The organism is Novosphingobium sp. (genome assembly GCF_027531025.1).
Classification (GTDB): Bacteria; Pseudomonadota; Alphaproteobacteria; order Sphingomonadales; family Sphingomonadaceae; genus Novosphingobium.
In genome coordinates, this window is the sequence record NZ_JAPZQX010000003.1 from 333,748 (window position 1) to 360,567 (window position 26,820).

25 protein-coding genes and 1 tRNA gene are annotated in these 26,820 nt (G+C 66.9%); 12 read left to right on the plus strand and 14 right to left on the minus strand.

The window, feature by feature from the left end:
* Positions 1–3 precede the first annotated feature (3 nt).
* Positions 4–1,431, plus strand: a complete 1,428-nt coding sequence (locus tag O9281_RS04670; RefSeq protein ID WP_298183386.1) for a HAMP domain-containing sensor histidine kinase — start codon at positions 4–6, stop codon at positions 1,429–1,431.
* Here the strand turns inward: O9281_RS04670 and O9281_RS04675 are convergent.
* Positions 1,428–2,711, minus strand: a complete 1,284-nt coding sequence (locus O9281_RS04675) for a citrate synthase (protein WP_298183388.1) — start codon at positions 2,709–2,711, stop codon at positions 1,428–1,430. The two genes, O9281_RS04670 and O9281_RS04675, sit on opposite strands and share 4 nt — an antisense overlap.
* Before the next feature lie 13 nt (positions 2,712–2,724).
* Positions 2,725–4,167: a glutamate--tRNA ligase gene (gltX, locus tag O9281_RS04680; protein ID WP_298183390.1), complete on the minus strand. Its 1,443-nt coding sequence runs from the start codon at positions 4,165–4,167 to the stop codon at positions 2,725–2,727.
* 29 nt (positions 4,168–4,196) lie between these two features.
* Here gltX and O9281_RS04685 point away from each other — a divergent pair, with 29 nt between their 5' ends.
* Positions 4,197–6,410 carry a ComEC/Rec2 family competence protein gene (locus O9281_RS04685; protein WP_298183392.1) on the plus strand — a complete coding sequence of 738 codons (2,214 nt, stop codon included), beginning with the start codon at positions 4,197–4,199 and terminating at the stop codon, positions 6,408–6,410.
* On the opposite strand, the gene lexA is transcribed toward O9281_RS04685, so the two are convergent.
* From lexA to O9281_RS04740, 11 genes are all read right to left on the minus strand, one after another.
* Positions 6,404–7,093, minus strand: coding sequence for a transcriptional repressor LexA (lexA, locus tag O9281_RS04690; RefSeq protein WP_298183395.1), 690 nt, complete (start codon positions 7,091–7,093; stop codon positions 6,404–6,406). The genes O9281_RS04685 and lexA overlap by 7 nt on opposite strands.
* 111 nt (positions 7,094–7,204) lie before the next feature.
* Entirely contained in the window at positions 7,205–8,419 is a 1,215-nt protein-coding gene (locus tag O9281_RS04695; RefSeq protein WP_298183397.1) for a molybdopterin molybdotransferase MoeA, read from the minus strand.
* Positions 8,419–8,889 carry a cyclic pyranopterin monophosphate synthase MoaC gene (gene moaC / locus O9281_RS04700; protein ID WP_298183398.1) on the minus strand — a complete coding sequence of 157 codons (471 nt, stop codon included), beginning with the start codon at positions 8,887–8,889 and terminating at the stop codon, positions 8,419–8,421. The genes O9281_RS04695 and moaC overlap by 1 nt, the downstream gene beginning before the upstream one ends.
* Positions 8,890–9,073: 184 nt before the next feature.
* On the minus strand, positions 9,074–9,850 hold the full coding sequence (gene trpC / locus O9281_RS04705; RefSeq protein ID WP_298183400.1) for an indole-3-glycerol phosphate synthase TrpC: 777 nt from the start codon (positions 9,848–9,850) through the stop codon (positions 9,074–9,076).
* Entirely contained in the window at positions 9,847–10,770 is a 924-nt protein-coding gene (gene trpD / locus O9281_RS04710) for an anthranilate phosphoribosyltransferase (protein WP_298183918.1), read from the minus strand. The genes trpC and trpD overlap by 4 nt, the downstream gene beginning before the upstream one ends.
* Before the next feature lie 38 nt (positions 10,771–10,808).
* Positions 10,809–11,399 carry an aminodeoxychorismate/anthranilate synthase component II gene (locus tag O9281_RS04715; protein ID WP_298183402.1) on the minus strand — a complete coding sequence of 197 codons (591 nt, stop codon included), beginning with the start codon at positions 11,397–11,399 and terminating at the stop codon, positions 10,809–10,811.
* A gap of 183 nt (positions 11,400–11,582) precedes the next feature.
* Positions 11,583–12,539 carry a prolyl aminopeptidase gene (gene pip, locus O9281_RS04720; protein WP_298183404.1) on the minus strand — a complete coding sequence of 319 codons (957 nt, stop codon included), beginning with the start codon at positions 12,537–12,539 and terminating at the stop codon, positions 11,583–11,585.
* A gap of 8 nt (positions 12,540–12,547) precedes the next feature.
* On the minus strand, positions 12,548–13,618 hold the full coding sequence (locus O9281_RS04725) for an alpha/beta fold hydrolase (protein ID WP_298183406.1): 1,071 nt from the start codon (positions 13,616–13,618) through the stop codon (positions 12,548–12,550).
* A 7-nt stretch (positions 13,619–13,625) separates the two neighbouring features.
* Positions 13,626–14,234 (minus strand): hypothetical protein, encoded by a 609-nt coding sequence (locus tag O9281_RS04730; protein ID WP_298183408.1) that lies wholly within the window; start codon positions 14,232–14,234, stop codon positions 13,626–13,628.
* A gap of 185 nt (positions 14,235–14,419) precedes the next feature.
* A complete protein-coding gene (locus O9281_RS04735; protein WP_298183410.1) occupies positions 14,420–15,931 on the minus strand; it encodes an anthranilate synthase component I family protein in 1,512 nt (503 codons plus the stop codon).
* A 10-nt stretch (positions 15,932–15,941) separates the two neighbouring features.
* Complete coding sequence (locus O9281_RS04740) at positions 15,942–17,873, minus strand: peptidylprolyl isomerase (protein WP_298183412.1); 1,932 nt, start codon at positions 17,871–17,873, stop codon at positions 15,942–15,944.
* A gap of 235 nt (positions 17,874–18,108) precedes the next feature.
* Here O9281_RS04740 and tpiA point away from each other — a divergent pair, with 235 nt between their 5' ends.
* The 3 genes from tpiA (at position 18,109) to O9281_RS04755 (ending at position 21,062) form a co-directional block, all read left to right on the plus strand.
* On the plus strand, positions 18,109–18,867 hold the full coding sequence (gene tpiA, locus O9281_RS04745; RefSeq protein WP_298183414.1) for a triose-phosphate isomerase: 759 nt from the start codon (positions 18,109–18,111) through the stop codon (positions 18,865–18,867).
* 84 nt (positions 18,868–18,951) lie between these two features.
* Complete coding sequence (gene secG / locus O9281_RS04750) at positions 18,952–19,320, plus strand: preprotein translocase subunit SecG (protein ID WP_298183919.1); 369 nt, start codon at positions 18,952–18,954, stop codon at positions 19,318–19,320.
* A 107-nt stretch (positions 19,321–19,427) separates the two neighbouring features.
* Positions 19,428–21,062 (plus strand): CTP synthase, encoded by a 1,635-nt coding sequence (locus O9281_RS04755; protein WP_298183415.1) that lies wholly within the window; start codon positions 19,428–19,430, stop codon positions 21,060–21,062.
* Positions 21,063–21,302: 240 nt separating this feature from the next.
* Here O9281_RS04755 and O9281_RS04760 read toward each other — a convergent pair whose 3' ends face one another.
* On the minus strand, positions 21,303–21,776 hold the full coding sequence (locus O9281_RS04760) for an Hsp20 family protein (protein ID WP_298183416.1): 474 nt from the start codon (positions 21,774–21,776) through the stop codon (positions 21,303–21,305).
* 136 nt (positions 21,777–21,912) lie between these two features.
* On the opposite strand from O9281_RS04760, the gene grxC reads away from it, so the two are divergent.
* The 7 genes from grxC (at position 21,913) to O9281_RS04795 (ending at position 26,801) form a co-directional block, all read left to right on the plus strand.
* Positions 21,913–22,191, plus strand: a complete 279-nt coding sequence (grxC, locus tag O9281_RS04765) for a glutaredoxin 3 (protein WP_298183417.1) — start codon at positions 21,913–21,915, stop codon at positions 22,189–22,191.
* 9 nt (positions 22,192–22,200) lie between these two features.
* Positions 22,201–23,019, plus strand: coding sequence for a carbon-nitrogen hydrolase family protein (locus O9281_RS04770; RefSeq protein WP_298183418.1), 819 nt, complete (start codon positions 22,201–22,203; stop codon positions 23,017–23,019).
* Between the two features lie 8 nt (positions 23,020–23,027).
* Entirely contained in the window at positions 23,028–23,519 is a 492-nt protein-coding gene (locus O9281_RS04775; protein WP_298183420.1) for a DUF1178 family protein, read from the plus strand.
* A 224-nt stretch (positions 23,520–23,743) separates the two neighbouring features.
* A tRNA-Arg gene (locus tag O9281_RS04780) sits at positions 23,744–23,820 on the plus strand.
* 149 nt (positions 23,821–23,969) lie between these two features.
* Positions 23,970–24,239, plus strand: a complete 270-nt coding sequence (locus O9281_RS04785; RefSeq protein ID WP_298183421.1) for a septum formation initiator family protein — start codon at positions 23,970–23,972, stop codon at positions 24,237–24,239.
* A gap of 133 nt (positions 24,240–24,372) precedes the next feature.
* Positions 24,373–25,449, plus strand: coding sequence for a pyruvate dehydrogenase (acetyl-transferring) E1 component subunit alpha (pdhA, locus tag O9281_RS04790; RefSeq protein ID WP_298183424.1), 1,077 nt, complete (start codon positions 24,373–24,375; stop codon positions 25,447–25,449).
* Positions 25,449–26,801: a pyruvate dehydrogenase complex E1 component subunit beta gene (locus O9281_RS04795; RefSeq protein WP_298183425.1), complete on the plus strand. Its 1,353-nt coding sequence runs from the start codon at positions 25,449–25,451 to the stop codon at positions 26,799–26,801. The genes pdhA and O9281_RS04795 overlap by 1 nt, the downstream gene beginning before the upstream one ends.
* Positions 26,802–26,820 lie beyond the last annotated feature (19 nt).

Sequence of the window (26,820 nt, forward strand, 5' to 3'; positions counted from 1 at the left end):
GCCATGGCCGAAGGCGGTGCCTGGCAGGCTCGCGCCCAGTGTGATGCGCGCGATTGCCTGACTGCGGCGGATGAGCCGCTGGTCGGGCTGCAGCGCCGCTGCGGCGGGGAACTGCCCGGTCCGCTGGCGATCCCGGCGCTGGCCGAGCTCGTGGCGAAGGCGCGCTCGCTGGGGTTAAGGCTGGCCCGTCGGATCATGGCCAATGATGGCCAGGACCAGATCCAGGCCTGGGTCGAGGTCGAGCCGGATCCCGCCACGGGCGGTTGCAGCATTGTCGTCTCGAACTGGCAGGCCAGCCCGCTGCCGCCCGAAGATCCGGCGGAAACGGCGCAGCGCCGCGCGGCGATCGATCGCACGGTCGCCGAATTGACCGCCCGGCTGGATGCGGCCCAGGGGGTTCTGGCCGTCGATGCTGCGGCGCCTGACCTGGCCGATCTGGCCGCGGCCATGACTTCCGGGGTAGGGCAGCCTTGGACCGACTTCGTGACGGTGGCCGGCAGCGATCACCATCAGCCGCTCCATTGGCGGTTGCTGGACGGTGCGCAGATCGAAGTGGCCGGATCACAGCGCAGCTGGCGCGCGACGCTGCTGCCCGAAGCGGGCGCCGATGGTGCCCTGCGCGGCTTCGAGCTGTGCCTGACTTCGCAAGAGGCGCCCGCACCAGTGCCGCAGCGCCCGCGCAGCGCGCCGGCCATGCCCAGCAACGAACCAGGTCCGGTTGGCCGCGACATCGCCCCGGTGCTGCGCCAGCCGATCGCCCGGATCATCGCCAATGCCGAGACCATCCGCACGCGGCTGGCGGGGCCGCTGGCCGAGGAATATGCCGCCTATGCCGCCGATATCGCCGCGGCCGGGCAGCACCTGCTTTCGCTTGTGGAAGATCTGGCTGACCTGGAGGTGGTCGAGTCCGAAGAGTTCAACACCGCGCCAGATCGCATTGACCTCGCTGATGTCGCGCGCCGGGCGGCGGGCATCCTGGGGGTCCGTGCGGCCGAACGCGGGATCACGATAGATGCGCCGCGCCTGGGTGAGCACTTGCCCGCGATCGCCGAGTTTCGCCGGGTTCTGCAGGTGCTGCTCAACCTCGTCGGCAACGCGATCCGCTATTCGCCCGAGAACTCGCAGATCTGGATCAGGCTGGAGGATGCCGGCGCTCGGGCAAGGCTTATCGTGGCGGACCAAGGGCCGGGCCTCAGCCCCGAGCAGCAGGCCCGCGTGTTTGAGAAGTTCGAGCGGCTGGGCCGCAGTGGCGAGGATGGCGGATCGGGCCTCGGCCTCTATATCTCGCGCCGCCTCGCCCGCGCGATGGGCGGCGAACTGACCGTGGAAAGCGCTCTGGGGCAGGGCGCGCGCTTCATCCTCGAGGTTCCGGCCGATCTCCTCGCGCTCCGTCCGACGACGGGGCACGAGGAGGGTGGTCCAGACGCTTAACGCTGGCTCAGCGGCACGTAATCGCGCTGGGTCGGGCCGGTGTAGAGCTGGCGCGGACGCCCGATCTTCTGGCCGGGATCGCTGATCATCTCGTTCCACTGGGCCACCCAGCCGACCGTGCGGGCCAGGGCGAACAGCGCGGTGAACATGGTGGTCGGGAAGCCGATCGCCGACAGGATGATCCCCGAGTAGAAGTCCACGTTGGGGAACAGCTTCTTCTCGATGAAGTAGGGATCGTTCAGCGCGAGCTCTTCAAGGCGAAGCGCGGTTTCGAACAGCGGATCGGTGACCTTCAGCGCGTCGAACACTTCGCGCACGGTCTTCTGCATCACCGTCGCGCGGGGGTCATAGTTCTTGTAGACGCGGTGGCCGAAGCCCATCAGGCGGAACGGATCGTTCTTGTCCTTGGCGCGCTCGATGTAGTGCGGGATCTTGTCGGGCGTGCCGATTTCCTTGAGCATGTTGAGCGCGGCTTCGTTCGCGCCGCCATGCGCCGGACCCCACAGGCAGGCGATCCCCGCCGCGATGCAGGCAAACGGGTTGGCGCCCGACGAACCGGCGAGGCGCACCGTGCTGGTCGAGGCGTTCTGCTCGTGGTCGGCGTGGAGGATGAAGATCCGGTCCATCGCGCGTTCGACCGCCGGGATCACTTCGTACTCCTCGGCCGGCACGCCGAAGGTCATCTTCAGGAAATTGCCGGTGTAGGACAGGTTGTTGTCCGGATAGATGAACGGCTGGCCGACCGAATACTTGTAGGCCATGGCCGCGATCGTCGGCATCTTGGCGATCAGGCGATGGCTGGCGATCTTGCGCTGCATCGGATCGGAAATGTCGGTGCTGTCGTGGTAGAAGGCCGACAGCGCGCCGACCACGCCGCACATGATCGCCATCGGGTGCGCATCGCGGCGGAACCCGCGATAGAAGGTGGCGAGCTGTTCGTGCAGCATGGTGTGGCGGGTGATGGTGCGGGTGAAGTCCGCCAGTTCGGCCTGGCTGGGCAGTTCGCCGTTCAGCAGCAGGTAGGAGACTTCCATGAAGCTGGAATCCTCGGCCAGCTGGCCGATCGGATAGCCGCGGTGCAGCAGCACGCCTTCATCGCCATCGATGTAGGTCAGCGCCGATTCGCAGCTCGCCGTGCTGGTAAAGCCCGGATCGAAGGTGAACATGCCGGTCTGGCCATAGAGCTTGCGGATATCGATCACGTCCGGACCGACGCTGCCCGACAGCACCGGGTATTCGTAATCCTGGCCGTTCGCGTTCAGTTTAACCTGGTTGCCCACCTGTCTTGCTCCTTCAATCCTGCGCCGCACCGGCCGGGATCGACTGGGCGGCAATCCGCGCCAGGCTCTCGTCCCGACCAAGCAGAACCAATACGTCGAAAATACCCGGGGAGGTTGTCTGGCCCGTTAGCGCGGCCCGCAGGGGTTGCGCAAGCTTTCCGAGACCGAGGCCAAGCTCCTCCGCCATTGCCTTGAGACTGGCCTCCAGCCCTTCCAGAGTCCAGTCGTTTTGCGCCTCGATCTGGGCGTGGATCCGGCCCAGCAGGGCCCGTGCCTCGTCGGTCAGCAGGGCGGCGGCCTTGTCCTCGATCGTCAGCGGACGCTGGGCGAACAGGAAGGCTGCACCGGCTGCCAGCTCGTTGAGGTCCTTGGCGCGCACCTTCAGCACCGGCATGGCCTTTGCCAGCAGCGCCTCGTCCACCGACCCGGTCATGCGCGGGGCGACCAGCGCGGCCAGGCGCACATCGTCGGCCTCGCGCAGGTAGTGGCCGTTAAGGTTCTGCAGCTTGGCGAGGTCGAAGCGCGACGGGCTCTTGCCGACATGGGCAATATCGAACCATTCCACCGCCTGGTCGCGGCTGATGATTTCCTCGTCGCCGTGGCCCCAGCCGAGCCGCAACAGGTAATTGAACATGGCCTCGGGCAAGATGCCCAGCTCGTCGCGATAGGCATCGACGCCCAGCGCGCCATGCCGCTTGGACAGCTTGGCCCCGTCATGGCCGTGGATCAGCGGAACGTGGGCATAGACCGGTTCCGGCCAGCCCATGTGGCGGATGATCGCCAGTTGGCGGAAGGCGTTGTTGAGGTGATCGTCACCGCGGATCACGTGAGTCACACCCATGTCGTGATCGTCGACCACCACGGCCAGCATGTAGGTGGGCGTCCCGTCCGAGCGGAGCAGAACGAAGTCGTCCAGTTCGGCATTGCTGACCGTGACCCGGCCCTGGACCTGGTCATCGATCGCCGTCTCGCCCTCACGTGGGGCCTTGATGCGGACAACGTAAGGCTGGTCGGCGGGCGCGCTGGCCGGGTCGGCATCACGCCATTCGCTGTCGATGCGGAAGGTGCGGCGTTCGGCCTGGGCGGCTTCGCGCCGGGCGGTCAGCTCCTCAGGCGTCAGGTAGCAGCGATAGGCATGACCGGCGGCCAGCAGCTGGTGCGCCACCTCGGCATGGCGATCGGAGCGGGCAAACTGGAACGTGGCAGGCTCATCGCCGGCCAGGCCCAGCCATTCCAGGCCATCGAAGATCGCGGCAATTGCCGGTTCGGTCGAGCGGGCGCGGTCGGTATCCTCGATCCGCAGCAGGTAGGTGCCGCCATGATGGCGGGCATAGAGCCAGTTGAACAGCGCCGTGCGCGCCCCGCCGATGTGGAGATAGCCGGTGGGCGAAGGCGCGAAGCGGGTAACGACCGGGCGCCCCGTTGCCTTTTCGCTTGTTTCACCGGTACTTGCCATTACCCGTTCCATCCTGTCTTCTCATCGGGATGGCCCGCGAAGCCCTGCCCGAAGTGCCCCTTGGCGCCAACCCGCAAGGGGACGCTGCAATGCAGCATGGCCCTTGGCGCAAGCGCGCCGAGTTGGCAAGCGGACTTACGTCCATCGAGGCCTTCCTGGCACGAGCCGGGTTCGATCGCGCACCCTGGCTGGTAGTGGCCTTTGGCGGGGGCATCGCCGCCTGGTTCGCCCTGCCGACGCGGGGCCTGTGGCTGGCGCTGCTGGTTGGTTGCGGGCTGATGGCGCTGACCGCGCTGGTCCTGCTGCGGAGCGGCGGGCGCTATCCCTATCTGCGGCAGGCCATGGTGGCGCTTGCGCTCGCGGTGGGGCTGGGCTGCGGGCATGTCTGGATCAAGTCCGAACTGGTCGGCGCGGCACCGATTGCGCGCCCGCAAGTGGCGGCGATCGAGGGCAGGGTGCTGGCCCGGCAGGAGCAACCGGCCGAGGGGCGGGTGCGCCTGCTGCTCGCGACCCGCGATCCGATTAGCGGACGGGCGATCAAGGCGCGGATCAACGTGCCGCTGGCACAGGATAGCAAGGCCTTGCGCCCCGGGGCCGAGGTGCGGCTGCGCGCCCGGCTGATCCCGCCCGCGCCGCCGATGCTGCCCGGCGGCTATGACTTTGCCCGCGCCGCCTGGTTCCAGGGGATCGCGGCGACCGGCAGCGCGCTGGATGGGGTGACTGTGATCCGGCCGGGGACTGGTGGCGGCTTGTCCGGCCTGCAGCAGTCGCTTTCCGCCCATGTGCGCGCGGCCTTGCCCGGCACGCCCGGGGCAATTGCCGCCGCCTATGCCAGCGGTGACCGGGGGGCGATCCCGGAAGCTGATGAAGAGGCGATGCGCAATTCGGGGCTGGCGCATCTCCTGTCGATCAGCGGGTTGCATGTCAGTGCGGTGATCGCGGCGGCATACCTGCTGATCCTCAAGCTGGGGGCGCTGTGGCCCTGGCTGGCGCTGCGGGTGCGCCTGCCGCTGGTCGCGGCGGCGGGCGGGGCGCTGACCGGGATCGGCTATACCCTGCTGACCGGGGCCGAAGTGCCGACGGTGCGATCCTGCATCGCCGCCCTTCTGGTCCTGATCGCGCTCGCGCTGGGGCGCGAAGCGCTGTCGCTGCGGATGGTGGCGGTGGCGGCCTTCGTCGTGCTGGTGTTCTGGCCCGAGGCGCTGGTCGGCCCCAGTTTCCAGATGAGCTTTGCCGCCGTGATTGCGATCGTCGCACTCAGCGGGACCGCCGGGGTGCGCGCTTTCCTGGCCCCGCGCGAAGAGGGCTGGCTGGCCCGGGCGGGCCGCAACCTGGCCATGCTGCTGCTCACCGGGGTGGTGATCGAGCTGGCGCTGATGCCGATCGGGCTGTTCCATTTCCACCAGTCCGGAGTCTACGGCGCCCTGGCCAATGTGGTGGCGATCCCGCTGACGACCTTTGTCTCGATGCCCTTGATCGCGCTGGCCTTGCTGGCCGATACGGTCGGGCTGGGCGCACCGGTCTGGTGGTTGGCGGGCAAGTCGCTGGAGGCGCTGCTGGCGCTGGCACACTTGACCGCCAGCCAGCCGGGGGCCGTATCGACCATGCCGGCGATGGGGCGGGGTGCGTTCCTGCTGTTCGTGGCGGGGGGCATCTGGCTGGCCTTGTGGAGCGGGCGGGTGCGGCTGTGGGGATTGGTTCCGGCCGGGCTGGGCGCGCTGTCGCTGGCCCTGCTCGAGCCGCCCGACCTGCTGGTATCGGGCGACGGCCGCCATGTCGGCCTGACCGGCGCGGTGCCCGGCGAACTGCTGGTCCTGCGCGAGGGACGCAGCAGCTATGCCCGCGACACCCTGCTCGAACTGGCGGGGATGGATGGCGAGACCCGCAGCCTCGATGACTGGCCCGGCGCCCGCTGCAATACTGACCTGTGCATGGTCAGGCTGGCGCGAGACGGACGCTCCTGGACCCTGCTGCTGACCCGCACCCGCGACCGCTTTGCCGAGCGCGACCTGGCTGCGGCCTGCGAACGGGTAGATATCGTCGTGTCCGACCGCTGGCTGCCCCGGTCCTGCCGCCCGCGCTGGCTCAAGGCCGACCTGCGTTACCTGGAGCGCAGCGGCGGGCTGGCGATCGATCTTGCGGCCGGGCGCATTACCCGCGTGGCCGATGGCCAGGGCGAACACGGCTGGTGGCCGGAGCCGCCACCACGGCGGCCCCGCACCGGATTGCCCAAACCTCAGTGATAGCGGCGCAGCAGGCCGGCCAGCTTGCCCTGGACCAGCACTTCGCCGGGGCGATAGATCTGCGGTTCATAGGCGGCATTGGCCGGATCGAGCCGGACCATGCCGTTCTCGCGCCGCAGGTACTTGAGCGTCGCTTCCTCGCCCCGCACCAGCGCGACGACGATCTCGCCATCGCGGGCGGTGTCGGTCTTGCGGATCAGGGCATAGTCGCCGTCGAGAATCCCGGCCTCGATCATCGAATCCCCGGACACTTCCAGCGCGTAGTGCTCGCCCGACCCGAGCAGGGCGGCGGGTACCGGCAGGGTGGCGCTGGTTTCCAGTGCTTCGATCGGCACACCGGCGGCGATCCGCCCGTGCAGCGGAATCTCGATCACGTCGTTGGCCGGGGCGGGCTTGGCTTCGGGCGGACGGATCACGGCGGCCGCCGAATTGCTGTTCGCAGCCTTGGTCGGAGCCTTGTTGGTCACGTCTTCCGGCTGGCGCAGCACTTCCAGCGCGCGGGCGCGGTTAGGCAGGCGGCGGATGAAGCCGCGTTCTTCCAGCGCCGAGATCAGGCGGTGCACGCCCGACTTCGACTTGAGGTCGAGCGCTTCCTTCATTTCCTCAAACGAAGGGGAGACCCCGGTCTCTTCAAGCCGGACCTGGATGAACCGGATCAATTCGTGCTGCTTGCGGGTCAGCATCGCCAAAAACCTCCCATTCGCGGCCGGGACGCCCAAGATGTTCCCGTGCCGTTCAGTGAACGAATGTGGAACAACTAAGCAACATTCGAATCCGAGTCAAGCCAAGGTGAGTCAGGCAATGCCGCCATTTTCGAGCGGATAGATCGTCACCGGCGTTCCGACAGGCAGGGCTGGGGCATGGGCGGGGCGATCGATCAGGGCATTCGCCCCGGCCAGGGCTGCCAGGGCGCCGCTATCCTGCACCAATCCCGGCATCACCGTTCCCCCATCCCACGACCCGCGCAGGAACTCGCGCCGGTCGCCCCCGGCGGGCAGCGCTTCGGCGAGCAGGGCACGGCGGGTGACGGGCAGGGGGTCGCCTGCGCCAGACAGCTGGCGCAGCAGCGGCAGCAGGAACAGCCAGGCTGTGACGAAGCTCGACACCGGGTTACCCGGCAGGCCGATCACCAGCTGCCGCCCCCGCCGCGCGACCAGCAGCGGCTTGCCGGGCTTGATCGCCACCTTCCAGAAATCGAGTTCGGCCCCCCAGGTCTTGAGCGCGGGGATGACCAGATCGTGATCGCCCACCGACGCCCCGCCGCTGGTGACGATCACATCGGCCGGGGCAGCCGCATCGAGCGCTGCGATCAGTGCCTCCAGCCGGTCGGCCACCGGCCCGTGCCGCGTCACCTCGCAGGGCAGGCTGGTAGCGAGCGCGGCCAGCATGGCCCCGTTGCTGGCCGGCACCTGGTGCGGGGCGCAATCGCCCGGATCGGCGGCCAGTTCATCGCCGCTGTCGATGATCGCAAGTCGCGGTAGCCGCCGCACCGCCACCAGCCGCCGCCCGGCAGCCAGCGCCAGGGCAACATGGGCCGGGCCGAGCCGGGTGCCCAGCGCGGCCAGCACCTTACCGGTGGCGAAGTCCGCGCCGGCGCGGCGGATATGCTTGCCTGGGGTGCCGGGGCCAGTGCCGGTCAGCACCAGCCGGTCCCCCTCGCGCGCCACGTCTTCCTGCACCACCACGGCCCCGGCCCCATCGGGCAGGACCGCCCCGGTCGAGATCCGCACCGCCTGGCCCGGACCAACGAACCCGGCGAAGGGGTGGCCGGCGGCGCTTTCCCCGATCATCTGCCAAGGGCCGGCCAGGTCGTCTGCGGCCACGGCATAGCCATCCATGGCCGAAACATCGCAGGCCGGCTGGGTCCGTTCGGCCACTAGCGGTTCGGCCAGCCAGCGCCCCAGCGCCGAGGGCGGATCGACCCGTTCGATCGGCAAGGGATCGGCCAGGGCGAGCAGCCGGGCCTGGGCTTCCTCCAGCGGCAGGGGGGCGTTCAGCGGTTCGGGCATCAAGCCTCCGCCCGCCAGTCGCCCGACTTGCCACCGCGCTTTTCCAGCAGGCGCACCCCGCCAATCACCATACCCTTGTCGAGTGCCTTGGTCATGTCGTAAATTGTCAGGAGTGCGACGGAAGCTGCTGTAAGGGCTTCCATTTCCACACCCGTTGGTCCGGACAACCGCACCAGGGCGGTGACGCGGATGCCGTCATCCTCGAAGGCGAAGTCCACCGCCACCTTGGACAGCATCAGCGGATGACACAGCGGGATCAGTTCGCTGGTCTTCTTCGCGGCCATGATCCCGGCGATCCGCGCCGTGGCGAGGACATCGCCTTTCTTGACCGCGCCTTCCCGGATCGCGGCAAGCGCCTCGGCCGACATGGTGATCCGGCCTTCGGCCAAGGCTTCGCGCAGGGTATCCTGCTTGGCGGAGACATCGACCATCGCGGCATTGCCGGCATCATCGAGATGGGTGAGGCTCATCGGGCCGATCCTTTCGCGCAAGTCATGGACCACATGGACCACTGTTCAGGAGCAAGAAAAGCTACCGCCGCATTTCGCGCCGAAAGAGGTCGGAAAAGGGCGGAAAAAGTCATCATCGCGGCGCATTATGGCACGGTTTCGGCGCCGTAGGACAGGGGGCTGCGGTGGAAAGAGCCCAGGTGGCTCAGCCGAACAGCAGGGTCCGTGTCGCTGCCTCAACATCGGGCTGGCGCATCAGGCTTTCGCCGACCAGGAAGGTCCGCACGCCGCTCTCCGCCATGCGCAGGCAATCGGCGTTGCTGCCGATCCCGCTTTCGCAGACCAACAGGACATCGGCCGGGACCATTCCGGCCAGCCGCTCGGTCGTCGCCAGATCGACCTCGAAGGTCTTGAGATTGCGGTTGTTGACCCCGATCAGCTTCGAGCGGAGGTACTTCAGTGCCCGCGCCATTTCCGCCTCGTCATGCACTTCGACCAGCACGTCGAGGCCCTGCTCTCGCGCAGCGGCCTCGATCTCGGCCATGGCGGCATCTTCCAGCGCGGCGACAATGATCAGGATCGCATCGGCCCCCATCGCGCGGGCCTCGGCGCATTGCCAGGGATCGACCATGAAGTCCTTGCGGATCACCGGCAGGTCGCAGGCCGCGCGGGCGGCGATCAGGTAATCCTCGTGCCCCTGGAAATAGGGTGCGTCGGTCAGCACCGACAGGCAGGCCGCGCCGCCCGCCTGATAGGCGCGGGCATGGGCCGGGGGGTCGAAGTCCGCCCGGATCAGGCCCTTGGACGGGCTGGCCTTCTTGATTTCGGCAATCAGGGCGAAGCCATCGGTTGCCTCGGTGCGCAGCGCCGCCTCGAACCCGCGCACCGGGCTCGGGGCGGGCCAATGGGCCAGGCCCCGCGGCTTGCGGGCGGCGACCTCGACGCGCTTGGTGGCGCAGATTTCGGCGAGCTTGTCGGTCATTTCACGGTCTCGATCCAGCAATCGAGCAGGGCGTTGGCGAGGCCCTTGTCGATCGCCTCGGCGGCTTCCTCGACACCTTCGAACCAGTCCTCGGCCTCGCCGGCAACGATCAGCGCGGCGGCGCTGTTGAGGAGGACGGCGTCGTGGTAGGCACCCGCTTCGCCCAGCAGCAGGCGGCGGAGCGCCTCGGCGTTATGGGCCGCATCGCCCCCGCGCAGATCCTCCAGCGGGTGGCTGGGCAGGCCGGCATCCTCGGGGCGCAGTTCGGCGGGCAGCGGCGGCAGGCCGATTGCGGCCATGTAACTGGTGCCGGCGATCGACAGTTCATCGAGACCCTCGGCGCCGGAGACGATCAGCGCCGACTCGGTGCCGAGCAGGTCCATCGCGTCCTTGTAGAGCGCGATCAGCGAGGGATGAGCGACACCCACCAGCTGGCGGGTGACCCCGGCCGGGTTCGCCAATGGCCCGCAGAGGTTGAAGATCGTCCGGCGGCCCAGCGCCTTGCGAATCGGGCCGACGCGGGCCAGCGCGGGATGATGCGCCTGGGCGAAAAGGAAGGCGATGCCGAGGTCCGGCAGGGTTTCCTCCGCCAGTTCCGAGGCGCGAGCTAGGTTTAGGCCCAGCGCCTCCAGCGTATCGGCCCCGCCAGCCTTGCTCGAAGCGGCGCGGTTGCCGTGCTTGGCCACCGGCACGCCGCAGGCCGCGACGACCAGCGCCACGGCGGTCGAGACATTGAGGCTGTGCTGGCCATCGCCGCCCGTGCCGCAGACATCGATTGCGCCTGATGGAGCCGAGATGGTCTTCATCCGCGCGCGCATGGCGCGGACGAGGCCGGCAACTTCAGTGGCGGTCTCGCCTCGGTCGGCGATTTCAACGAGGGTAGCGGCGATTTCGGCGTCGCTCAGGCCGCCATCAAGCATCCGCCCGAAGAGGGCCTCTGCATCAGTCAGTGACAGGGTCACGCCGGTTCCCTTGCCTCGATCCCGCAGATCGCCAGGAAATTGGCCAGCATGGCGTGGCCGTGCTCGGTGGCGATGGACTCGGGGTGGAACTGCACACCGTGGATCGGCAGGCTGGCATGGTGGAAGCCCATGACGTGGCCGTCATCAGAACGGGCATTGACCACCAGCGCCTCGGGAATGTCCTCGACGATCAGCGAGTGATAGCGCGTGGCGGTAAAGGGTGAGGGCAGGCCCCTGAACAGGCCGGTGCCATTGTGGGTGACGGGCGACGTCTTGCCGTGCATCAGCCCGCCGCGCACCACCTTGCCGCCAAAGTACTGGCCGATCGACTGGTGGCCCAGGCACACGCCCAAGAGCGGCTTCCCCGCGTCCGCGCAGGCCCCGACCAGGTCGAGGCTGATGCCCGCCTCATTGGGCGTGCAGGGGCCGGGCGAGATCAGGAAACCCTTCGCGCCCGTGCTGACAGCCTGCCCGGCGGAGAGCGCGTCGTTGCGCACCACGTCCACCGCGGCGCCCAGTTCCATAAGGTAATGGACCAGGTTCCAGGTGAAGCTGTCGTAATTGTCGATGACGAGAATGTCGGCCATGCGAGGCGCCTTAGGCTGAGCCGCCAGGAAAGGCCAGTGGCGGATATCGCGAGATACCTGGTTACCCCTCACGCAACTATCTTGTCACCCCGGACTTGTTCCGGGGCGGTGCTTCCGCTTGCCGAGGTTGCGGAAGGAAAGCACTGGCCCGGAACAGGTCCGGGCTGACCAGGGTCGGCAAAGCTACCCCGCAAACCGGTCCGTCGCGCGAACCAGTCCGTCGGTGATGCCCGGCTCGCTGAACAGGTGGCCGCCATCGGGGACGATCTGCAGGTCCACTTCTGGCCAGGCCTTTTTCAAAGCCCAGGCCGCCGCCGGGGGCGTGCAGCAATCGTGCCGCCCCTGGACGATGATCCCCGGAATGCCGCGCAGGGTGGCGGCGGCGCGTTCCAGCAATTCGCCTTCCTTCAGCCAGCACTGATGGCGGAAATAGTGGTTCTCGATCCGCGCAGTGGCCACGGCATTGTCGCCTTCGGCCATGTGATCAACCGTCTCGGTGGACGGCAGCAGGGTGACCGTCACGCCTTCCCAGCGGTTCCACGCGGCCGCGGCGGCGCGGCGCACGGCGGGATCGGGATCGTCGAGCAGGGCCCAATAGGCCTCAGTCATATCCTCGCCCGCGCGCCCGTTCACATGGGCTACGAAGCGATCCCACTCTTCGGGATAGAGCTCGCTGGCGCCAAAGCGGGTAAGCCATTCCAGTTCCTTGCGGCCGGACAGGAAGATCCCGCGCAAGATCAGTTCGGTCACGCGATGCGGGTGGGTGACGGCATAGGAGAGCGCGAGGGTCGAGCCCCACGAGCCGCCGAAGACCTGCCATTGTTCATGCCCGCACAGTTCCCGCAGGCGCTCGATATCGGCGACGAGGTGCCAGGTGGTATTGGCCTCGAGGCTGGCAAAGGGCGAGGACCGCCCGCAGCCGCGCTGGTCGAACAGCAGCACGTCATAGCGCGCCGGATCCCACTGGCGGCGATGGTTGTCGCTGCAGCCGCCGCCGGGGCCGCCGTGGAGCATGACCGCCGGCTTGGCGCCGGGCGTGCCGCAGCGCTCCCAGTAGAGCGTGTGGCCATCGCCCACGTCGAGCATCCCGCTCGCATAGGGTTCGATCGGCGGATAGAGCGTGCGGCGTCCGTCAGTCATTGTTTCGGTCATTTCTGGCTCATCAGCTTGGCGAGGTCAGCCTTCCAGAACTTCGCCCAGGTGTGGGTGCCGTGGCCCTTGGTATCCGGGCTGAACGGCAACAGCTTGAACCGCGCCTTCGGCATCAGCTTGGCGTGCTGCTGGGCCAGGCCGAATTCGGGCGGATTGATGAAATCGTCGCTGCTGTTGATCCACAGCACCGGCACCGTGATCTTCGCCAGGTTCGGCGCGGGGTTGTAATCGCGCGAGCTGTCAATCTGGTAGATCTGGTCATTGGCGTCGGCAGCGTTCCTGGCGCTGGCGGCATAGGCGGCATTCAGCGCAGCCACCGCCTTTTCGCGGGTCGGGTATTCGTTCTGCAGCGCCCAGGCGTTCGCCCCGGCGATGATCGACAGGTACCGCGCGGTGCGCAGGCCGCTTTCCGGAGGGCTGGTGTAATTGCCGCCGTTCCAGGCGGGATCGGCCTTGATCGCGTCGATCGACATCTGCCGCCACATCCGGTTGCGCCCGGCGATTTCCATCGCGTTGCAGGCAAACGGGGCGAGGCGTTCGGCAAAGCCGGGGCGGGTGGTGCCCCAGACGAAGGCGTGCATGCAGCCCATCGAGGTGCCGAGGATCAGCTTGAGCTTCTTCACGCCCAGCCCCTCGGTCAGCAGCCGTTCCTGCGCCGCCACCATGTCGGCACAGTTATAGCGCGGGAAAGCCATGCGCAGGCCATCGCTGGGCTTGCCGCTTTTGCCGTGGCCGATGTTGTCGGGCAGGATCACGTAATACTTCGCCAGATCGAGCGGTTGGCCGGGGCCGAACAGCTCATCGGCAAACTGGGGCCGGAAGAACTGGTGGCCCGAACCGCCGGTTCCGTGCAGCACCATCACCGCGTTCTCGATCTCGCCCGCGGCATTGCGGCGCGGCGTGCCCAGCGTGGTGACATGCATGTTGAGATCGAGCTTGCCGCCTTCGGCAAAGGCGAAATCCTTGAGCACGACGGTCCGCTCGCTCGCTTGCGCGCGCCAGTCGGTCTGCTGGGCAGCGGCAGGGGTGGCGATCAGGGCGAGCAGGGGAAGCAGGTACTTGCGCATGGACACCTCAAGCCAGCAGCCAATCAGTTACCAGGTACTCATAGTCGACATACGGAATGTCGTTGGCGTCGTAGCCTTTTTCTGCGGCCAGTTGGGGTAGCTCAGCTCGAAATCGGTTCAAGAGTTCCGCGATAGCTAAGTCGGTAATCAGCCTGCGCCGAGAAGCATTGGCAAGCCAGTTTCTAACCCCTCGAGCCAGCAGAATCTGGTCACCGCCATGCGGGGTTATATCCATGCCGTTCAAATCCGAGAGAAACCGCTGATACCGATAGGGTTCCGTATCGAACACAAGAACCCGCTTTTTGGAGTGGTCATCACCGCCAAACTGCTTGGCTGCAAGAAACAGGCCTAATTCGAATGGCATATTGAAACGAGGAAGTCCGAACACCGGATCTAGCTCGGTTCTCGAGATGTCGTGGATCCCATACCTGCATTCGCCAATAATGCGCATGATCTTGTCGAAGCGAGTGTCGCCTGCGTCATCCAGTTCTTTTGCTGACCTGGGACGGAAACCGCACGCAAAGACCGTAAACACAATTGCCTTGAACAGCGGATCATACTCCGCGTCGAACGGGCAGTTTATGAAAACGTCATCCGGAGAAGATACGAGACTCAACGGCGCTCTTGTTCAGAGCTATTTGAATTGTCAGGACGCAGCGCAGGTGTCTTACGGCTGGCCACTGGTTTCAGAACGAAAAGTCCTGTCGTGCGGCTACGGCCAAGGCGCTTCGCTTTGCGAGATGGTTTGATTGCGCGAGAAGCCATTTCGGTAAGATACACTCTACCAATGAAAATTCAAGCTCACTGACCGAACTCCGCTTCGCCCGCCACGCGCACCGCCTCGCGTGCCGCAGCGATCAGGGCGCCGGCCTTGGCCTCGCATTCGCGCTGTTCGTATTCGGGGGTGCTGTCCGCCACGATCCCCGCCCCGGCCTGGACGTGGAGCATGCCGTCCTTGACTACTCCGGTGCGCAGCACGATGCAGGAATCGAGGCTGCCGTCGGGCGCGAAATAGCCGACGCCGCCCGCATAGGCGCCGCGCGTTTCGGGCTCCAACTCGGCAATGATCTCGCAGGCCCGCACCTTGGGCGCGCCGCTGACGGTGCCAGCCGGGAACCCTGCGAACATGGCATCGATCGCATCGTGCTTCGTGCTGTCCAGCCGCCCGACCACGTTGGAGACGATGTGCATCACGTGGCTGTAGCGTTCGATCGTATAGCTTTCGGTGACCTGCACCGTGCCCGCTTCGGCCACGCGGCCGACATCGTTGCGGCCGAGGTCGAGCAGCATCAGGTGCTCGGCGCGCTCCTTGGGATCGGCCAGCAGGCTCAGCTCGTTCTCGCGGTCTTCCTCGGCCGTCTTGCCGCGCGGGCGAGTCCCGGCGATCGGGCGGATGGTCACTTCGCCATCTCGCACCCGGACCAGGATTTCCGGGCTGGAGCCGGTCAGGGCAAAGCCGGGCAGGTCAAGGAAATAGAGGAAGGGCGAGGGGTTGACCCGGCGCAGCGCGCGGTAAAGGTCCAGCGGCGGCAGGGTGAAGGGCGTGGTGAAGCGCTGGGCCAGCACCACCTGGAAAATGTCCCCGGCGGCGATGTAGTCTTGCGCCTTCAGCACCATCTGCTCGTACTGGCCCGGCGCCAGCACAGGCTGAAGCGCGGGAACCGGCAGGTCCGCCGCGCGGGTCGCGGCCGGGGGTGCCCCGGCAAGGCGCGCAAGAGCGGCCTCGATCCGTTCGCTCGCCCGCTCGACCGCGCGTTCGGGCGCCTCGCTGCCGGGCCAGACCGGGGCCACGGTGAACAGTTCGTCGGACAGGCGATCGAACACCAGCAGCACCGTGGGCCGTACGAACAGCATGTCGGGCAGGTCCAGCGCGTTGGGCGCCGGGCGCGGCAAGGTTTCGATCAGGCCAAAGGTTTCATAGCCGAAATAGCCGACCAGGCAGGCCAGCGCCGGGGGCAGCTCGGCCGGCACGTCGATCCGGCAGGCGTTCACCAGCGCGCGCAGTTCATCGAGGCTGCCGCCGGTCAGCGGCGCGAAGGCGGCGGGATCGGTCTGCCAGTTGCGGTTGATTTCCGCGCTGTTGCCGCTGGCGCGGAACACCAGGTCGGGATCGAGGCCCAGCAGGCTGTAGCGCCCGCGCACTTCGCCGCCCTGAACCGATTCGAGCAGGAAATCGCCGCGCCCCGGTACGGTCAGCTTCAGCGCCGCGCCGACCGGGGTTTCGGTGTCGGCGATCAGCCGCTGCCAGACCAGCGCGGGCTGCCCATCGGCCAGGGCCGCCAGCGCTGCCGCGCGATTGAGCAAGCCCGCCATCGCCGCTGCTTCAGTTGCCGCGCAGGCGCGACTTGCTGCCGTCGATCGCGGGCTCGTTGCGCTTCACGCCAACGTCGTTCCGCATCGCCGCTCGCAGCGCCTGGGAGTATTCCTGGGCGGTGACCTGGGCGATGGTCCGGCGGAAATCGGGCAGGCGGGCATCGTTGGCTTCGACCTTGCCGGGGATCACCTCGTTGACCTTGACCACGTACCAGCCGCGATTGCGCGGCGCACCCATCAGCTTGACCTGGCCCTTGGCGATCGCGAACAACATGGCGAGCGGCGGCGGGGTCTGCTGGCCCATGGCCTGGATCTGCTCGCGCGGCATGTCGATCCGGTCGACCGGGGGCAGCGGCAGGCCAAGCGAGTCCAGGGCCGTGCCCAGGTCCGTGCCCTTGCGCACCATGGCTTCAACCTTCTGCGCGGCGGCCTTGGCGGCAATGTTGCCCTTGGCCAGCTGGTATTCCGCGAGGGCCTGGGCGCGCACTTCCGCCAGCGGCGGCGGCGCGGCAGGGGCGATCTGGGCCACGTCGAACACCACGAAGCGTTTGCCCGGCTCGATTTCGGCCAATTGCGGCTGGCCTTCGCCTTCCATCGCAAAGGCGGTGGAGATGACCCGGGCAAGGTCAGCCGGGGCGGTGGCGCCTTCCTGGCCGAATACCCGGCCATCGGCCAGCAGCGGTGCGGTTTCGGTCAGGGTCAAGCCCAGTTCCTTGGCCACGTCGCCCAGGGTCGAGCCATTGTCGAATTCGTCTTCGATCCCGGCGGAGAAATCGGTCAGCGCGGCGCGGCGCTTTTCAACGGCCAGTTCGGCCACCAGTTCGGCGCGAGCCTGGTCCAGCGTCTTGCCGGCCTTGCCCTCGATCGCGTCGACCCGCACCAGGACCCAGCCCAGCGGGGCGCGGATCGGGCCAAGCACCTTGCCCTGCGGCGCGGCAAAGGCGGCATCGGCCACCGCCTGCGAGGACTGGCTGGCCAGCGCGCGCTGGGTCAGCGGTGCCAGCTTGGCCACGCTGAGGCCCTTGGTCGCGGCCACGGCATCAAGCGACTTGCCGGCCGCTTCGGTCAGCGCCGCCTTGGCGGCAGCTTCGGTCGGCAGGATCAGCTGGCTGATCCGGCGGCTTTCGCTGGCTTCGTACTTTGCCCTGTTGGCGTTGTAACGCGCGGCGATTTCGGCCTCGGTCGGGGCGGGCACGGTCTTCAGCACGGCATCGGTGAAGGTGGCGTAACGGATCACGCGCCGTTCAGGGCGCAGGTAATCGCCCTGGTTGGCGGCGTACCAGGTGGCCAGCTCGCTCTCGCTCGGCACGGTCTTGGGGGCGAACAGCGCGGCGGGCAGCAGCCCGATCGCGCCGGTGCGACGTTCGGTCACCACGGCGGCATAGCGCATGGCCAGGTCATTCGGCACGGCAATGCCCAGGTCGGCATTGATCAGCAGCTGCCGGGCCAGCAGCGACTGGCGCAATTCGCGCCGCAGCTGGGCATCGGTCAGCTGACGCTGGCTGAGGAAGGCCTGGTAAAGCTGGTCGCTGACCTTGCCATCGGGCCCCTGCACATCGGGCAGCTTGGCGATTTCGCTGTCGATCAGCCGATCGCCCACCAGTACCCCGTGCTTGCGGCCGAATTCGGTGATCGCGGCGAGGTCGATCACGTTGCGCACCACCTGGTCGAACCCGCCCTGGGCGATGAACTCCCGCATGGTGATGGTCGGCTGTTCGCGCCGCAGGTTCTCCACTGCGCTGCTGACGGCCCGTTCAAGATCGACCGTATCGACCCGTGCCTTGCCGACGGTAGCTGCCCGGTCGCCCCCGGCCACGCCGCCGAAGTTGCCGACGTTCGAAATGTCGCCCGCCGCAAAGGCCAGCGCGATCAGGCCGAGAAACGCCATGGCCAGCCCGAGACCAAGCTTTGATCCGAAGGACTTGCGGAAAAACTGCAGCATGCCAACTCGCCAGATTTGATTGTCAGCGCCCCCGTCGGACGTACCGCTGCGGGCTTTAGGCAGCAAATGCCGTGCGGGCAATGGCGCATGGCAGATACCGGGGGGTGGCAAGGCGAAATTCGCACAGCCTGATCCACAGCCCGCTTTGACAATCGGCCCGCCGCTGGCCTAGGCGCAAAGGCAACAGCGGGCGCGACCCGTGCAGTCAGAATCAGTCAGGCAGGATCCCCACACCATGACCAACCGGCCCTTTGTCGTCGGCAACTGGAAGATGAACGGCCTGCGCGCCAACCTGGCCGAGGCGCGGGCGATTGATCGCGGCGCGGCCCGGCATCCCGGCGTGCGCGTGGCCATTGCCCCGCCGTTCACGCTGATTGCCGCCATGGCCGAACAGGCCGAAACCATGGCGATTGGTGGGCAGGATTGCCACGTGGCGGCCAGTGGCGCCCATACCGGCGATATCGGCGCGCCGATGCTGGCCGATGCCGGGGCGGTGTTCACCATCCTCGGCCACAGCGAGCGCCGGGCCAATCACGGCGAGAGCGATGCGCTGGTCCGGGCCAAGGCCGAAGCGGCGCTGGCTGCCGGCCTGGAAGTGATCGTCTGCGTGGGCGAGACCGAGGCCGAGCGCGATGCCGGGCAAGCCGAAGCTGTCGTCTGCGCCCAGCTCGATGGCTCGCTGCCAACCGGCGAGGGCGTGCCCGCGCGGGTCACCGTGGCTTACGAACCGGTCTGGGCGATCGGCACCGGGCGCGTGCCGTCGGTGGCCGATGTCGGCGCGATGCACCGCGCGATCCGGGCCCGGCTGCTGGCGATCTATGGCGAGGACGGGGCCGGTATCGCGATCCTCTATGGCGGGTCGGTCAATCCCGGCAACGCGGCCGAACTGATGGCGGCGGACGAAGTCGGCGGCGCCCTGGTTGGCGGGGCCAGCCTGACGGCGGAGAATTTCCTGCCGATCGTGCTGGCCGCGGCCGGTCCGCCCAGCGAGTAGGCAACCCCTGCACCTTGCGCAGCGGGCCTTAGGCGCCTAGATGCGCCTTTCTCCAGTTTCTTCCAGCGGAAAGCCGCCATGTCCTTGTTCATTTTCCTTACCGTTGTGCAGGCGATTGTCGCCGCGCTGCTGGTTGTCGTGATTCTGATGCAGAAGTCGGAAGGCGGCGGCCTGGGGGTAGGGGGCAACCCGTCGGGCCTGATGTCGGCGCGCGGGGCGGCGGATTTCCTGACCCGGACCACGGCGATCCTCGCCACGGTATTCGTGGTGCTATCGATCATTCTGGCCGCGATGGCGGCTGGCTCCACGTCGGGCGGGGGGCTTGATACCTCGCTCGATCGCACCGTTGCTCCGGCCGGACCGCCGGTCAGCAGCGATCCGCTGGCCGTGCCCGCCGCTCCGGCGGCTGCCCCGGCGGCCGATCCGCTCGCAGTCCCGCCCGCCAAGCAGTAAGCTGCAGCGGGCGGAGCCGCGCGGCGACCGCTCAATCTCTCTCAATTGTGGATTGCGGCAGGCAGCGCTTGCCCGCAGCCCCTGTTACGGCTTAAGGCGCGGCTCCCATGGCGCGGTTCATTTTCATTACCGGCGGCGTGGTCTCCTCGCTCGGCAAAGGTCTCATGGCGGCAAGCCTCGCAGCGCTGCTGCAGGCGCGCGGATTCAAGGTCCGCATCCGCAAGTTCGATCCCTATCTGAACGTCGATCCGGGGACGATGAGCCCCTATCAGCACGGCGAGGTCTTCGTGACCGACGACGGGGCCGAGACCGACCTCGATCTGGGGCACTACGAACGCTTCACCGGCGTTTCCGCGCGCCAGGCCGACAATATCACCTCGGGCCGGATCTATCGCGACATCATCACCAAGGAGCGCCGCGGCGATTACCTGGGGGCGACCGTGCAGGTGGTTCCCCACGTCACCGACGAGATCAAGCGCTTCGCCCTGGCCGATACCGAGGATCTCGATTTCGTGCTGTGCGAAATCGGCGGGACCGTCGGCGATATCGAGGGGCTGCCCTTCATCGAGGCGATTCGCCAGCTGCGCAACGAGCTGGGGCGCGAGCGGTTCTGCTCGGTCCACGTAACGCTGGTGCCCTATGTCTCGGCGGCGGGCGAGCTCAAGACCAAGCCGACCCAGCACTCGGTGCGCGAACTGACCAGCCTGGGCGTGCAGCCCGACGTGCTGCTGTGCCGCTGCGAACACCCGCTGCCCGAAAACGAGCGCGCCAAGATCGCGCTGTTCTGCAACGTCCGCAAGGAAGCGGTGATCCAGGCGCTCGATGCCCGCAGCATCTACGCCGTGCCGCTGCAGTACCATGCCGAAGGGCTGGACGCCGAAGTGCTGCACCATTTCGGCCTGACCAGCCCGGCGCCCGACCTGTCGCGGTGGGAAGACATCGTCGACCGCTACCAGCACCCCGAAGGCGAAGTGACCATCGGCGTGGTGGGCAAGTATGTCGGCCTGCCCGATGCCTACAAGAGCCTCAACGAGGCGCTGGTCCACGGTGGCATGGCCAACCGGGTCAAGGTCAACATCAAGTGGATCGACGCCGAACTGTTCGAAGCCGGCGATGACGAGATCGTCACCCGGCTGGAACCGATGCACGCGATCCTGGTGCCCGGCGGCTTTGGCGTGCGCGGCAGCGAGGGCAAGATTGCCGCGGTGCGCTTTGCCCGCGAACGCAAGGTGCCGTTCTTCGGGATCTGCCTTGGCATGCAGATGGCCTGCATCGAGGGAGCACGGAACACGGCCGGGATCGTCGGGGCCGGTTCGACCGAATTCGGCGAAGTCAGCGAGCCGGTGGTCGGGATCATCACCGAATGGATGAGCCCCGAAGGCCTGCAGACCCGCGGGGCGGATACGGACATGGGCGGCACCATGCGGCTCGGCGCCTATGAGGCGAAGCTGGGTGCCAACAGCCACGTTTCCGCCATTTATGGCGGCGCGACCAGCATCTCCGAGCGTCACCGCCACCGCTACGAGGTCAACTCGGCCTATCGTGAGCGACTGGAAGCCGGCGGCCTGGTCTTTTCCGGCATGTCGCCCGATGGGCTGCTGCCCGAAATCGTCGAGCGCCCGGACCATCCGTGGTTCATCGGGGTGCAGTTCCATCCGGAACTCAAGAGCCGTCCGTTCGAACCGCATCCGCTGTTCGCTGGCTTCATCGCGGCGGCGGTGCAGCAGGCGCGACTCGTGTAACCGTATCGTTTGCTTGAACGCGCGGTTTCTGGCCGATTGGTCTTGCGAAAAGAGTGGAAATCGCCCTAGCGAACGGGTCTTCGCCAGCCCATTCAAGCTGCGAGTTTCAGGGCTTGGCGCAGGTCTGATCGTCTAATTGCGACCCGGACGATCAAGCCGCGACGGGGCGATGCGCAGGCATCGCGGGGGTGGCACCGCCAGGCGCCACCCCCACTTCGTTTCAGGTTCCGGGTTTCAGGTTCAGGCGGCGGCGCTACCGGCCTGGTCGGTGTCGCTGACCACGGTCAGCACCTTTTGCGTGCCCACCGGGATCTTCTTCGGCTTCATGGCCTCGGGCACTTCGCGCACCAGGTCGATGGTCAGCAGCCCGTCCTCGAGGTTGGCGGCATCGACGCGGACATAGTCGGCCAGTTCGAAGCGGCGCTCGAACCCGCGCTGGGCGATGCCGACATGCAGATACTGGCCTGCGGGAGCCTCGTCAGCCTTCTTGCCCTGGACCACCAGCAGGTTCTGCTGGGCCGTGATGTCGATATCGGCCGGCTTGAAGCCCGCGACCGCCAGGGTGATGCGATAGCTTTCCTCGCCGCGGCGCTCGATGTTGAAGGGGGGGTAGTTGTCTCCGCTGTTCAGGCGGTTGTGGTTCTCCAGCAGGTCGAACAGCCGGTCAAACCCAACCATGGTGCGGCGATAGGGGGTGAAATCGAAACGGTTCATCGCAAAATCCTCCATTGAGCAATCTTGTCAGGTCCGGGGCCCGGTGTGGCACCCCGCGTTGCGGCATCATCCCCTTGCGGGCCATGACACCGCACCCGATGTATGTTACCCGTCCCGCGTTTCAAGAGGAGCCTGCATGTCTGTCGAGGGAGCCCCTGGGCCCAAGGTCGAAATCTATACCAAGTGGGGTTGCCCGTTCTGCGTGCGCGCCAAGGCACTGCTGGATGCCAAGGGCGTCAGCTATACCGAAATCGACATCACCTTCGGGGGCAAGGACCGGGACGAAATGCTGCGCCGCGTGCCGGGCGCCTCCACCGTACCGCAGGTGCTGGTGGGCGATCAGGCGCTGGGCGGCTGCGACGATATCTTCGCGCTGGATGCGGCCGGCAAGCTCGACCCACTGCTGGGCCTGTAGAAGGCCCGCATGACCCGGATCGCCGTCTTGCAGATGACCGCCGGGATCGACCCGGCGGCGAATGCGCAGCTGCTGGTCGGGGCGATCGGCGGCGCGGCCAGTGGCGGGGCGCAGATGGTTTTCACGCCCGAGATGTCCGGCCTGATCGACCGTGACCGGGCGCGGGCCACACCGCACATCGTCAGCGAGGAAGCCAGCCCGGTGCTGGCCGCCGTGCGCGAGGCGGCGGCGGGGGCGGGCATCTGGGTGGCGCTGGGCAGCCTGGCCGTGGCGCGCGAGGATGGCCGCTGGGCCAATCGCAGCCTGGTGATCGATCCCAACGGAGAGATTGCCGCGCGTTACGACAAGATCCACATGTTCGATGTCGATCTGGCGACCGGCGAATCCTGGCGGGAATCGAATGCCTATGCCGCCGGCGACCGGGTGGTGACGGTGGACCACACTCCGCTTGGCCGGCTGGGGCTGACCGTCTGCTATGATCTGCGGTTCCCCGCGCTGTTCGAGGCGCTGGGCCAGGCCCGCTGCGATGCCATCGCCATTCCCGCCGCCTTTACCCGCCCGACCGGTGCGGCCCACTGGCACGTGTTGCAACGCGCCCGCGCGATCGAGGCCAGCGCCTTTGTCATCGCCGCGGCGCAGGTGGGCAAGCATGCGGACGGGCGCGAAACCTATGGTCACAGCCTGGTGATCGACCCCTGGGGCGATGTCCTGCTCGACATGGGTGGTGAGGCGGCCGAACTGGCTTTTGCCGAACTCGATCCCGCGCGGCTGACGGAAGTGCGCGCGCAATTGCCCAGTCTTGCCAATCGGCGCGCAATCCACACATAGAGGCAGCCATGATCGTCTACGATCTCTGCTGCCAGAACGCGGCCTGTGCGAGTGCCGCCAACCAGACCGGCGGGTTCCGGTTCGAGGGGTGGTTTTCCTCGTCCGACGATTTCGCGCGCCAGCAGGAGCGCGGGCTGGTGACCTGCCCAGCCTGCGGTTCGGTGGAAGTGATCAAGGCCCCGATGGCCCCGGCCGTGCCGAAGAAGGGCAACCAGCTGCCCGCGGCCGCGCAGCCCACAGCCGTGGCCGGAGGCAAGTTGCCGCCCGAAGCGGTCGAAATGCTCCAGGCCCTGGCCAAGGCCCAGGCCGAGGCATTGCAGCAATCGCGTTGGGTTGGGGAAGACTTTGCCGAGCAATCGCGGGCCATGTTCTATGGCGAGCGCGAGGCCGAGGTCATCCACGGCCAGGCCAGCCTGCAGGAAGCGCGCGAACTGCTGGAGGAGGGCGTTCCGGTCATGCCGCTGCCATTCCCGGTGGTCCCGCCCGAACAGGCGAACTGATCGCTAGCCGCTTTCGCCGCGCCTAAGGGAAGCGCGGGCGCCCGTAGCTCAGCAGGATAGAGCATCAGATTGACCTGCGGTCAGCTTCGCTTCCCTAATCTGGGGGCCATGGGTTCGGAGTCGGAGCCGCGTAGCGGCGGAGACGTCCGGAGCGCAGCGGAGGACAATCCCGTCGCACACCGACGCTTGCCCCCAAGTCAACTCGCACCTAGAGCGTTCGGTGGGCGCCCGTAGCTCAGCAGGATAGAGCATCAGATTCCTAATCTGGGGGCCATGGGTTCGAATCCCGTCGGGCGCACCATCCCCCCCAACCAGCTGAAATTGTCCTGCTTTTCCTCGCGAACGGCAATTCGGTCAGTTTTCTTACAATTATCGCTTGAATCACTGAATCGATTGTGATTCCTAGTGCTCATGGGTGGTAGGAACGAACCAAAGATCGCGAATCAGAATGTGCGGCAGGCGTCGCCATGGTTTGCGCTTCTCTTCCTCCTGGGTATCGCCCTGGCCGGGCCGAGCGGGATCCTCGCCTGGAGCGATTACAACCGCACCCTCGACGAGAAGCAGGAGCAGCTCGCCAGGCTGCAGGCTGAGCGGGACGAGTTGAAGAACCGCGTCGCCCTGCTCAATCCGCGCAATGTCGATCCTGACATGGCTGGCGAACTGCTGCGCAAGGATCTGAATGTCGTCCACCCGGACGAGATGGTGATCCTACTCAACTGACCGGTAAGGCCGATGGGCCCCCGCTTGCGCTGTCCGGATAGCGGGCCCTCTCAAAAATACGAATGCACCGGTTTCCCTTACGGCGCGCCCGCCCTATAGGCGGATCAGAGGATTCCACCCCAGGGGACCAGACTTGGCCAAGAAACCAACCGCCGCCGCAGCTGCAAAGGCCGCCGCGGCAACCGAAGAAACATTCGCCCTGCGCAGCCTGCAGGAAGCCCACGCCGCCAACAAGCGCTATGCCGCCAGCGACGAGGAACTGCTGCACTTCTACGAACAGATGTTGCTGATCCGCCGGTTCGAGGAAAAGGCCGGGCAGCTTTACGGGTTGGGCCTGATCGGCGGCTTCTGCCACCTCTATATCGGCCAGGAAGCCGTGGCGGTGGGCCTGCAGTCGGCGCTGGAAGCGGGCAAGGACAGCGTGATCACCGGCTATCGCGACCATGGCCACATGCTGGCCTATGGCATCGATCCCAAGGTGATCATGGCCGAGCTGACCGGTCGTGCGGCGGGCATTTCGCGCGGTAAGGGCGGGTCGATGCACATGTTCTCGACCGACCACAAGTTCTATGGCGGGCACGGCATCGTCGGCGCGCAGGTGCCGCTGGGGGCGGGGCTGGCCTTCGCCCACAAGTATCGCGGCGATGGCGGCGTCTGCATGGCCTATTTCGGCGATGGCGCGGCCAACCAGGGCCAGGTTTACGAAGCCTTCAACATGGCCTCGCTGTGGAAGCTGCCGATCGTCTTCGTGGTTGAGAACAATGGCTATGCCATGGGTACGGCGGTGAAGCGCGGTTCGGCCGAAACCGAGTTCTATCGCCGTGGCACGGCCTTCCGCATCCCCGGCATGGACGTGAACGGGATGGACGTGCTGGAAGTGCGCGCCGCCGCCAATATCGCGCTCGACTATGTCCGCGCCGGTAATGGTCCGGTGCTGATGGAGCTCAACACCTATCGCTATCGCGGCCACTCCATGTCCGACCCGGCTAAGTACCGCAGCCGCGAGGAAGTGCAGGAAATGCGCGACAAGCATGATCCGATCGAGGGCGCCAAGGCCGAACTGCTGGCGCGCGGCGTGGCCGAGGACCGGATCAAGGAAATCGACAAGCGAATTCGCAGCATCGTGGCCGAATCCGCTGATTTTGCAGAAAATTCACCGGAGCCCGAAATGACCGAACTCTACACCGACGTGCTGGTGGAGAGCTACTGATGAGCATTGAACTGAAGATGCCCGCCCTGTCCCCGACGATGGAAGAGGGGACCCTGGCCAAGTGGCTGGTCAAGGAAGGCGACACCGTGAAAAGCGGTGACATCCTGGCCGAGATCGAGACCGACAAGGCGACGATGGAATTCGAGGCGGTCGACGAAGGCGTGATCGGCAAGCTGCTGGTGGCCGAAGGCACTGAAGGCGTGAAGGTTGGCACCGTGATCGCCGTGATCGGCGATGAAGGCGAAGCGGCTCCCGCTCCGGCTCCGGCATCTGTCGCCGCCGCAGCGTCCGCTCCCGTTGCCGCCGCCCCGGCCGAACGCCCGGCACCCGCGCCGCGCAAGGCCGATCCGGCGGTTCCGGCCGGAACCAACATGAAGATGTCGACCGTGCGCGAGGCCCTGCGCGATGCCATGGCCGAGGAAATGCGCCGCGACAGCCGTGTCTTCGTGATGGGCGAGGAAGTGGCCGAATACCAGGGCGCCTACAAGGTGACCCAGGGCCTGCTGGAGGAATTCGGCCCGACCCGCGTGATCGACACCCCGATCACCGAATACGGCTTTGCCGGGATCGGCACGGGCGCGGCGATGGGCGGCCTGCGCCCGGTGGTCGAGTTCATGACCTTCAACTTCGCCATGCAGGCGATCGATCACATCATCAACTCGGCCGCCAAGACGAATTACATGTCGGGCGGGCAGATGCGCTGTCCGGTGGTGTTCCGCGGCCCCAATGGCGCGGCCAGCCGCGTTGGCGCGCAGCACAGCCAGAACTATGGCCCGTGGTATGCCAGCGTCCCCGGCCTGGTCGTGATCGCGCCTTATGACGCGGCTGATGCCAAGGGCCTGCTCAAGGCGGCGATCCGTTGCGAGGATCCGGTGGTCTTCCTCGAAAACGAGCTGGTCTATGGCCGCAGCTTCGAACTGCCGGAACTGGACGATCACGTCCTGCCGATCGGCAAGGCGCGGATCATGCGCGAAGGCAAGGACGTGACGATCGTGTCCTATTCGATCGGCGTCGGCTTTGCGCTGGAAGCGGCAGAGCTGCTGGCGGCCGAGGGGATCGAGGCCGAAGTGCTCGATCTGCGCACCCTGCGCCCGCTCGACAAGGAAGCCGTGCTGACCTCGCTCGCCAAGACCAACCGCCTGGTCGTGGCGGAAGAGGGCTGGCCGCAGTGCTCGATCGCCTCGGAAGTGATGGCGATCTGCATGGAAGAGGGCTTCGACCACCTCGACGCCCCGGTCCTGCGCGTCTGCGACGAGGACGTGCCGCTGCCCTATGCCGCGAACCTGGAAAAGGCCGCGATCATCGACGCCGCCCGGATCGCCGCCGCCGTGCGCAAGGTCTGCTATCGCTGAGGTGCGCGCCAGCTGATCG

Excerpts from the sequence above, each read along its gene's own strand:
- O9281_RS04670 (WP_298183386.1), top strand. The coding sequence starts at position 4 with ATGGCCGAAGGCGGTGCCTGGCAGGCTCGCGCCCAGTGTGATGCGCGC.
- gltX (WP_298183390.1), bottom strand. The coding sequence starts at position 4,167 with ATGGCAAGTACCGGTGAAACAAGCGAAAAGGCAACGGGGCGCCCGGTC.
- O9281_RS04685 (WP_298183392.1), top strand. The coding sequence starts at position 4,197 with ATGGCCCGCGAAGCCCTGCCCGAAGTGCCCCTTGGCGCCAACCCGCAA.
- lexA (WP_298183395.1), bottom strand. The coding sequence starts at position 7,093 with ATGCTGACCCGCAAGCAGCACGAATTGATCCGGTTCATCCAGGTCCGG.
- O9281_RS04695 (WP_298183397.1), bottom strand. The coding sequence starts at position 8,419 with ATGCCCGAACCGCTGAACGCCCCCCTGCCGCTGGAGGAAGCCCAGGCC.
- moaC (WP_298183398.1), bottom strand. The coding sequence starts at position 8,889 with ATGAGCCTCACCCATCTCGATGATGCCGGCAATGCCGCGATGGTCGAT.
- trpC (WP_298183400.1), bottom strand. The coding sequence starts at position 9,850 with ATGACCGACAAGCTCGCCGAAATCTGCGCCACCAAGCGCGTCGAGGTC.
- trpD (WP_298183918.1), bottom strand. The coding sequence starts at position 10,770 with ATGCTTGATGGCGGCCTGAGCGACGCCGAAATCGCCGCTACCCTCGTT.
- O9281_RS04715 (WP_298183402.1), bottom strand. The coding sequence starts at position 11,399 with ATGGCCGACATTCTCGTCATCGACAATTACGACAGCTTCACCTGGAAC.
- pip (WP_298183404.1), bottom strand. The coding sequence starts at position 12,539 with ATGACTGACGGACGCCGCACGCTCTATCCGCCGATCGAACCCTATGCG.
- O9281_RS04725 (WP_298183406.1), bottom strand. The coding sequence starts at position 13,618 with ATGCGCAAGTACCTGCTTCCCCTGCTCGCCCTGATCGCCACCCCTGCC.
- O9281_RS04735 (WP_298183410.1), bottom strand. The coding sequence starts at position 15,931 with ATGGCGGGCTTGCTCAATCGCGCGGCAGCGCTGGCGGCCCTGGCCGAT.
- O9281_RS04740 (WP_298183412.1), bottom strand. The coding sequence starts at position 17,873 with ATGCTGCAGTTTTTCCGCAAGTCCTTCGGATCAAAGCTTGGTCTCGGG.
- tpiA (WP_298183414.1), top strand. The coding sequence starts at position 18,109 with ATGACCAACCGGCCCTTTGTCGTCGGCAACTGGAAGATGAACGGCCTG.
- O9281_RS04755 (WP_298183415.1), top strand. The coding sequence starts at position 19,428 with ATGGCGCGGTTCATTTTCATTACCGGCGGCGTGGTCTCCTCGCTCGGC.
- O9281_RS04760 (WP_298183416.1), bottom strand. The coding sequence starts at position 21,776 with ATGAACCGTTTCGATTTCACCCCCTATCGCCGCACCATGGTTGGGTTT.
- grxC (WP_298183417.1), top strand. The coding sequence starts at position 21,913 with ATGTCTGTCGAGGGAGCCCCTGGGCCCAAGGTCGAAATCTATACCAAG.
- O9281_RS04770 (WP_298183418.1), top strand. The coding sequence starts at position 22,201 with ATGACCCGGATCGCCGTCTTGCAGATGACCGCCGGGATCGACCCGGCG.
- O9281_RS04775 (WP_298183420.1), top strand. The coding sequence starts at position 23,028 with ATGATCGTCTACGATCTCTGCTGCCAGAACGCGGCCTGTGCGAGTGCC.
- O9281_RS04795 (WP_298183425.1), top strand. The coding sequence starts at position 25,449 with ATGAGCATTGAACTGAAGATGCCCGCCCTGTCCCCGACGATGGAAGAG.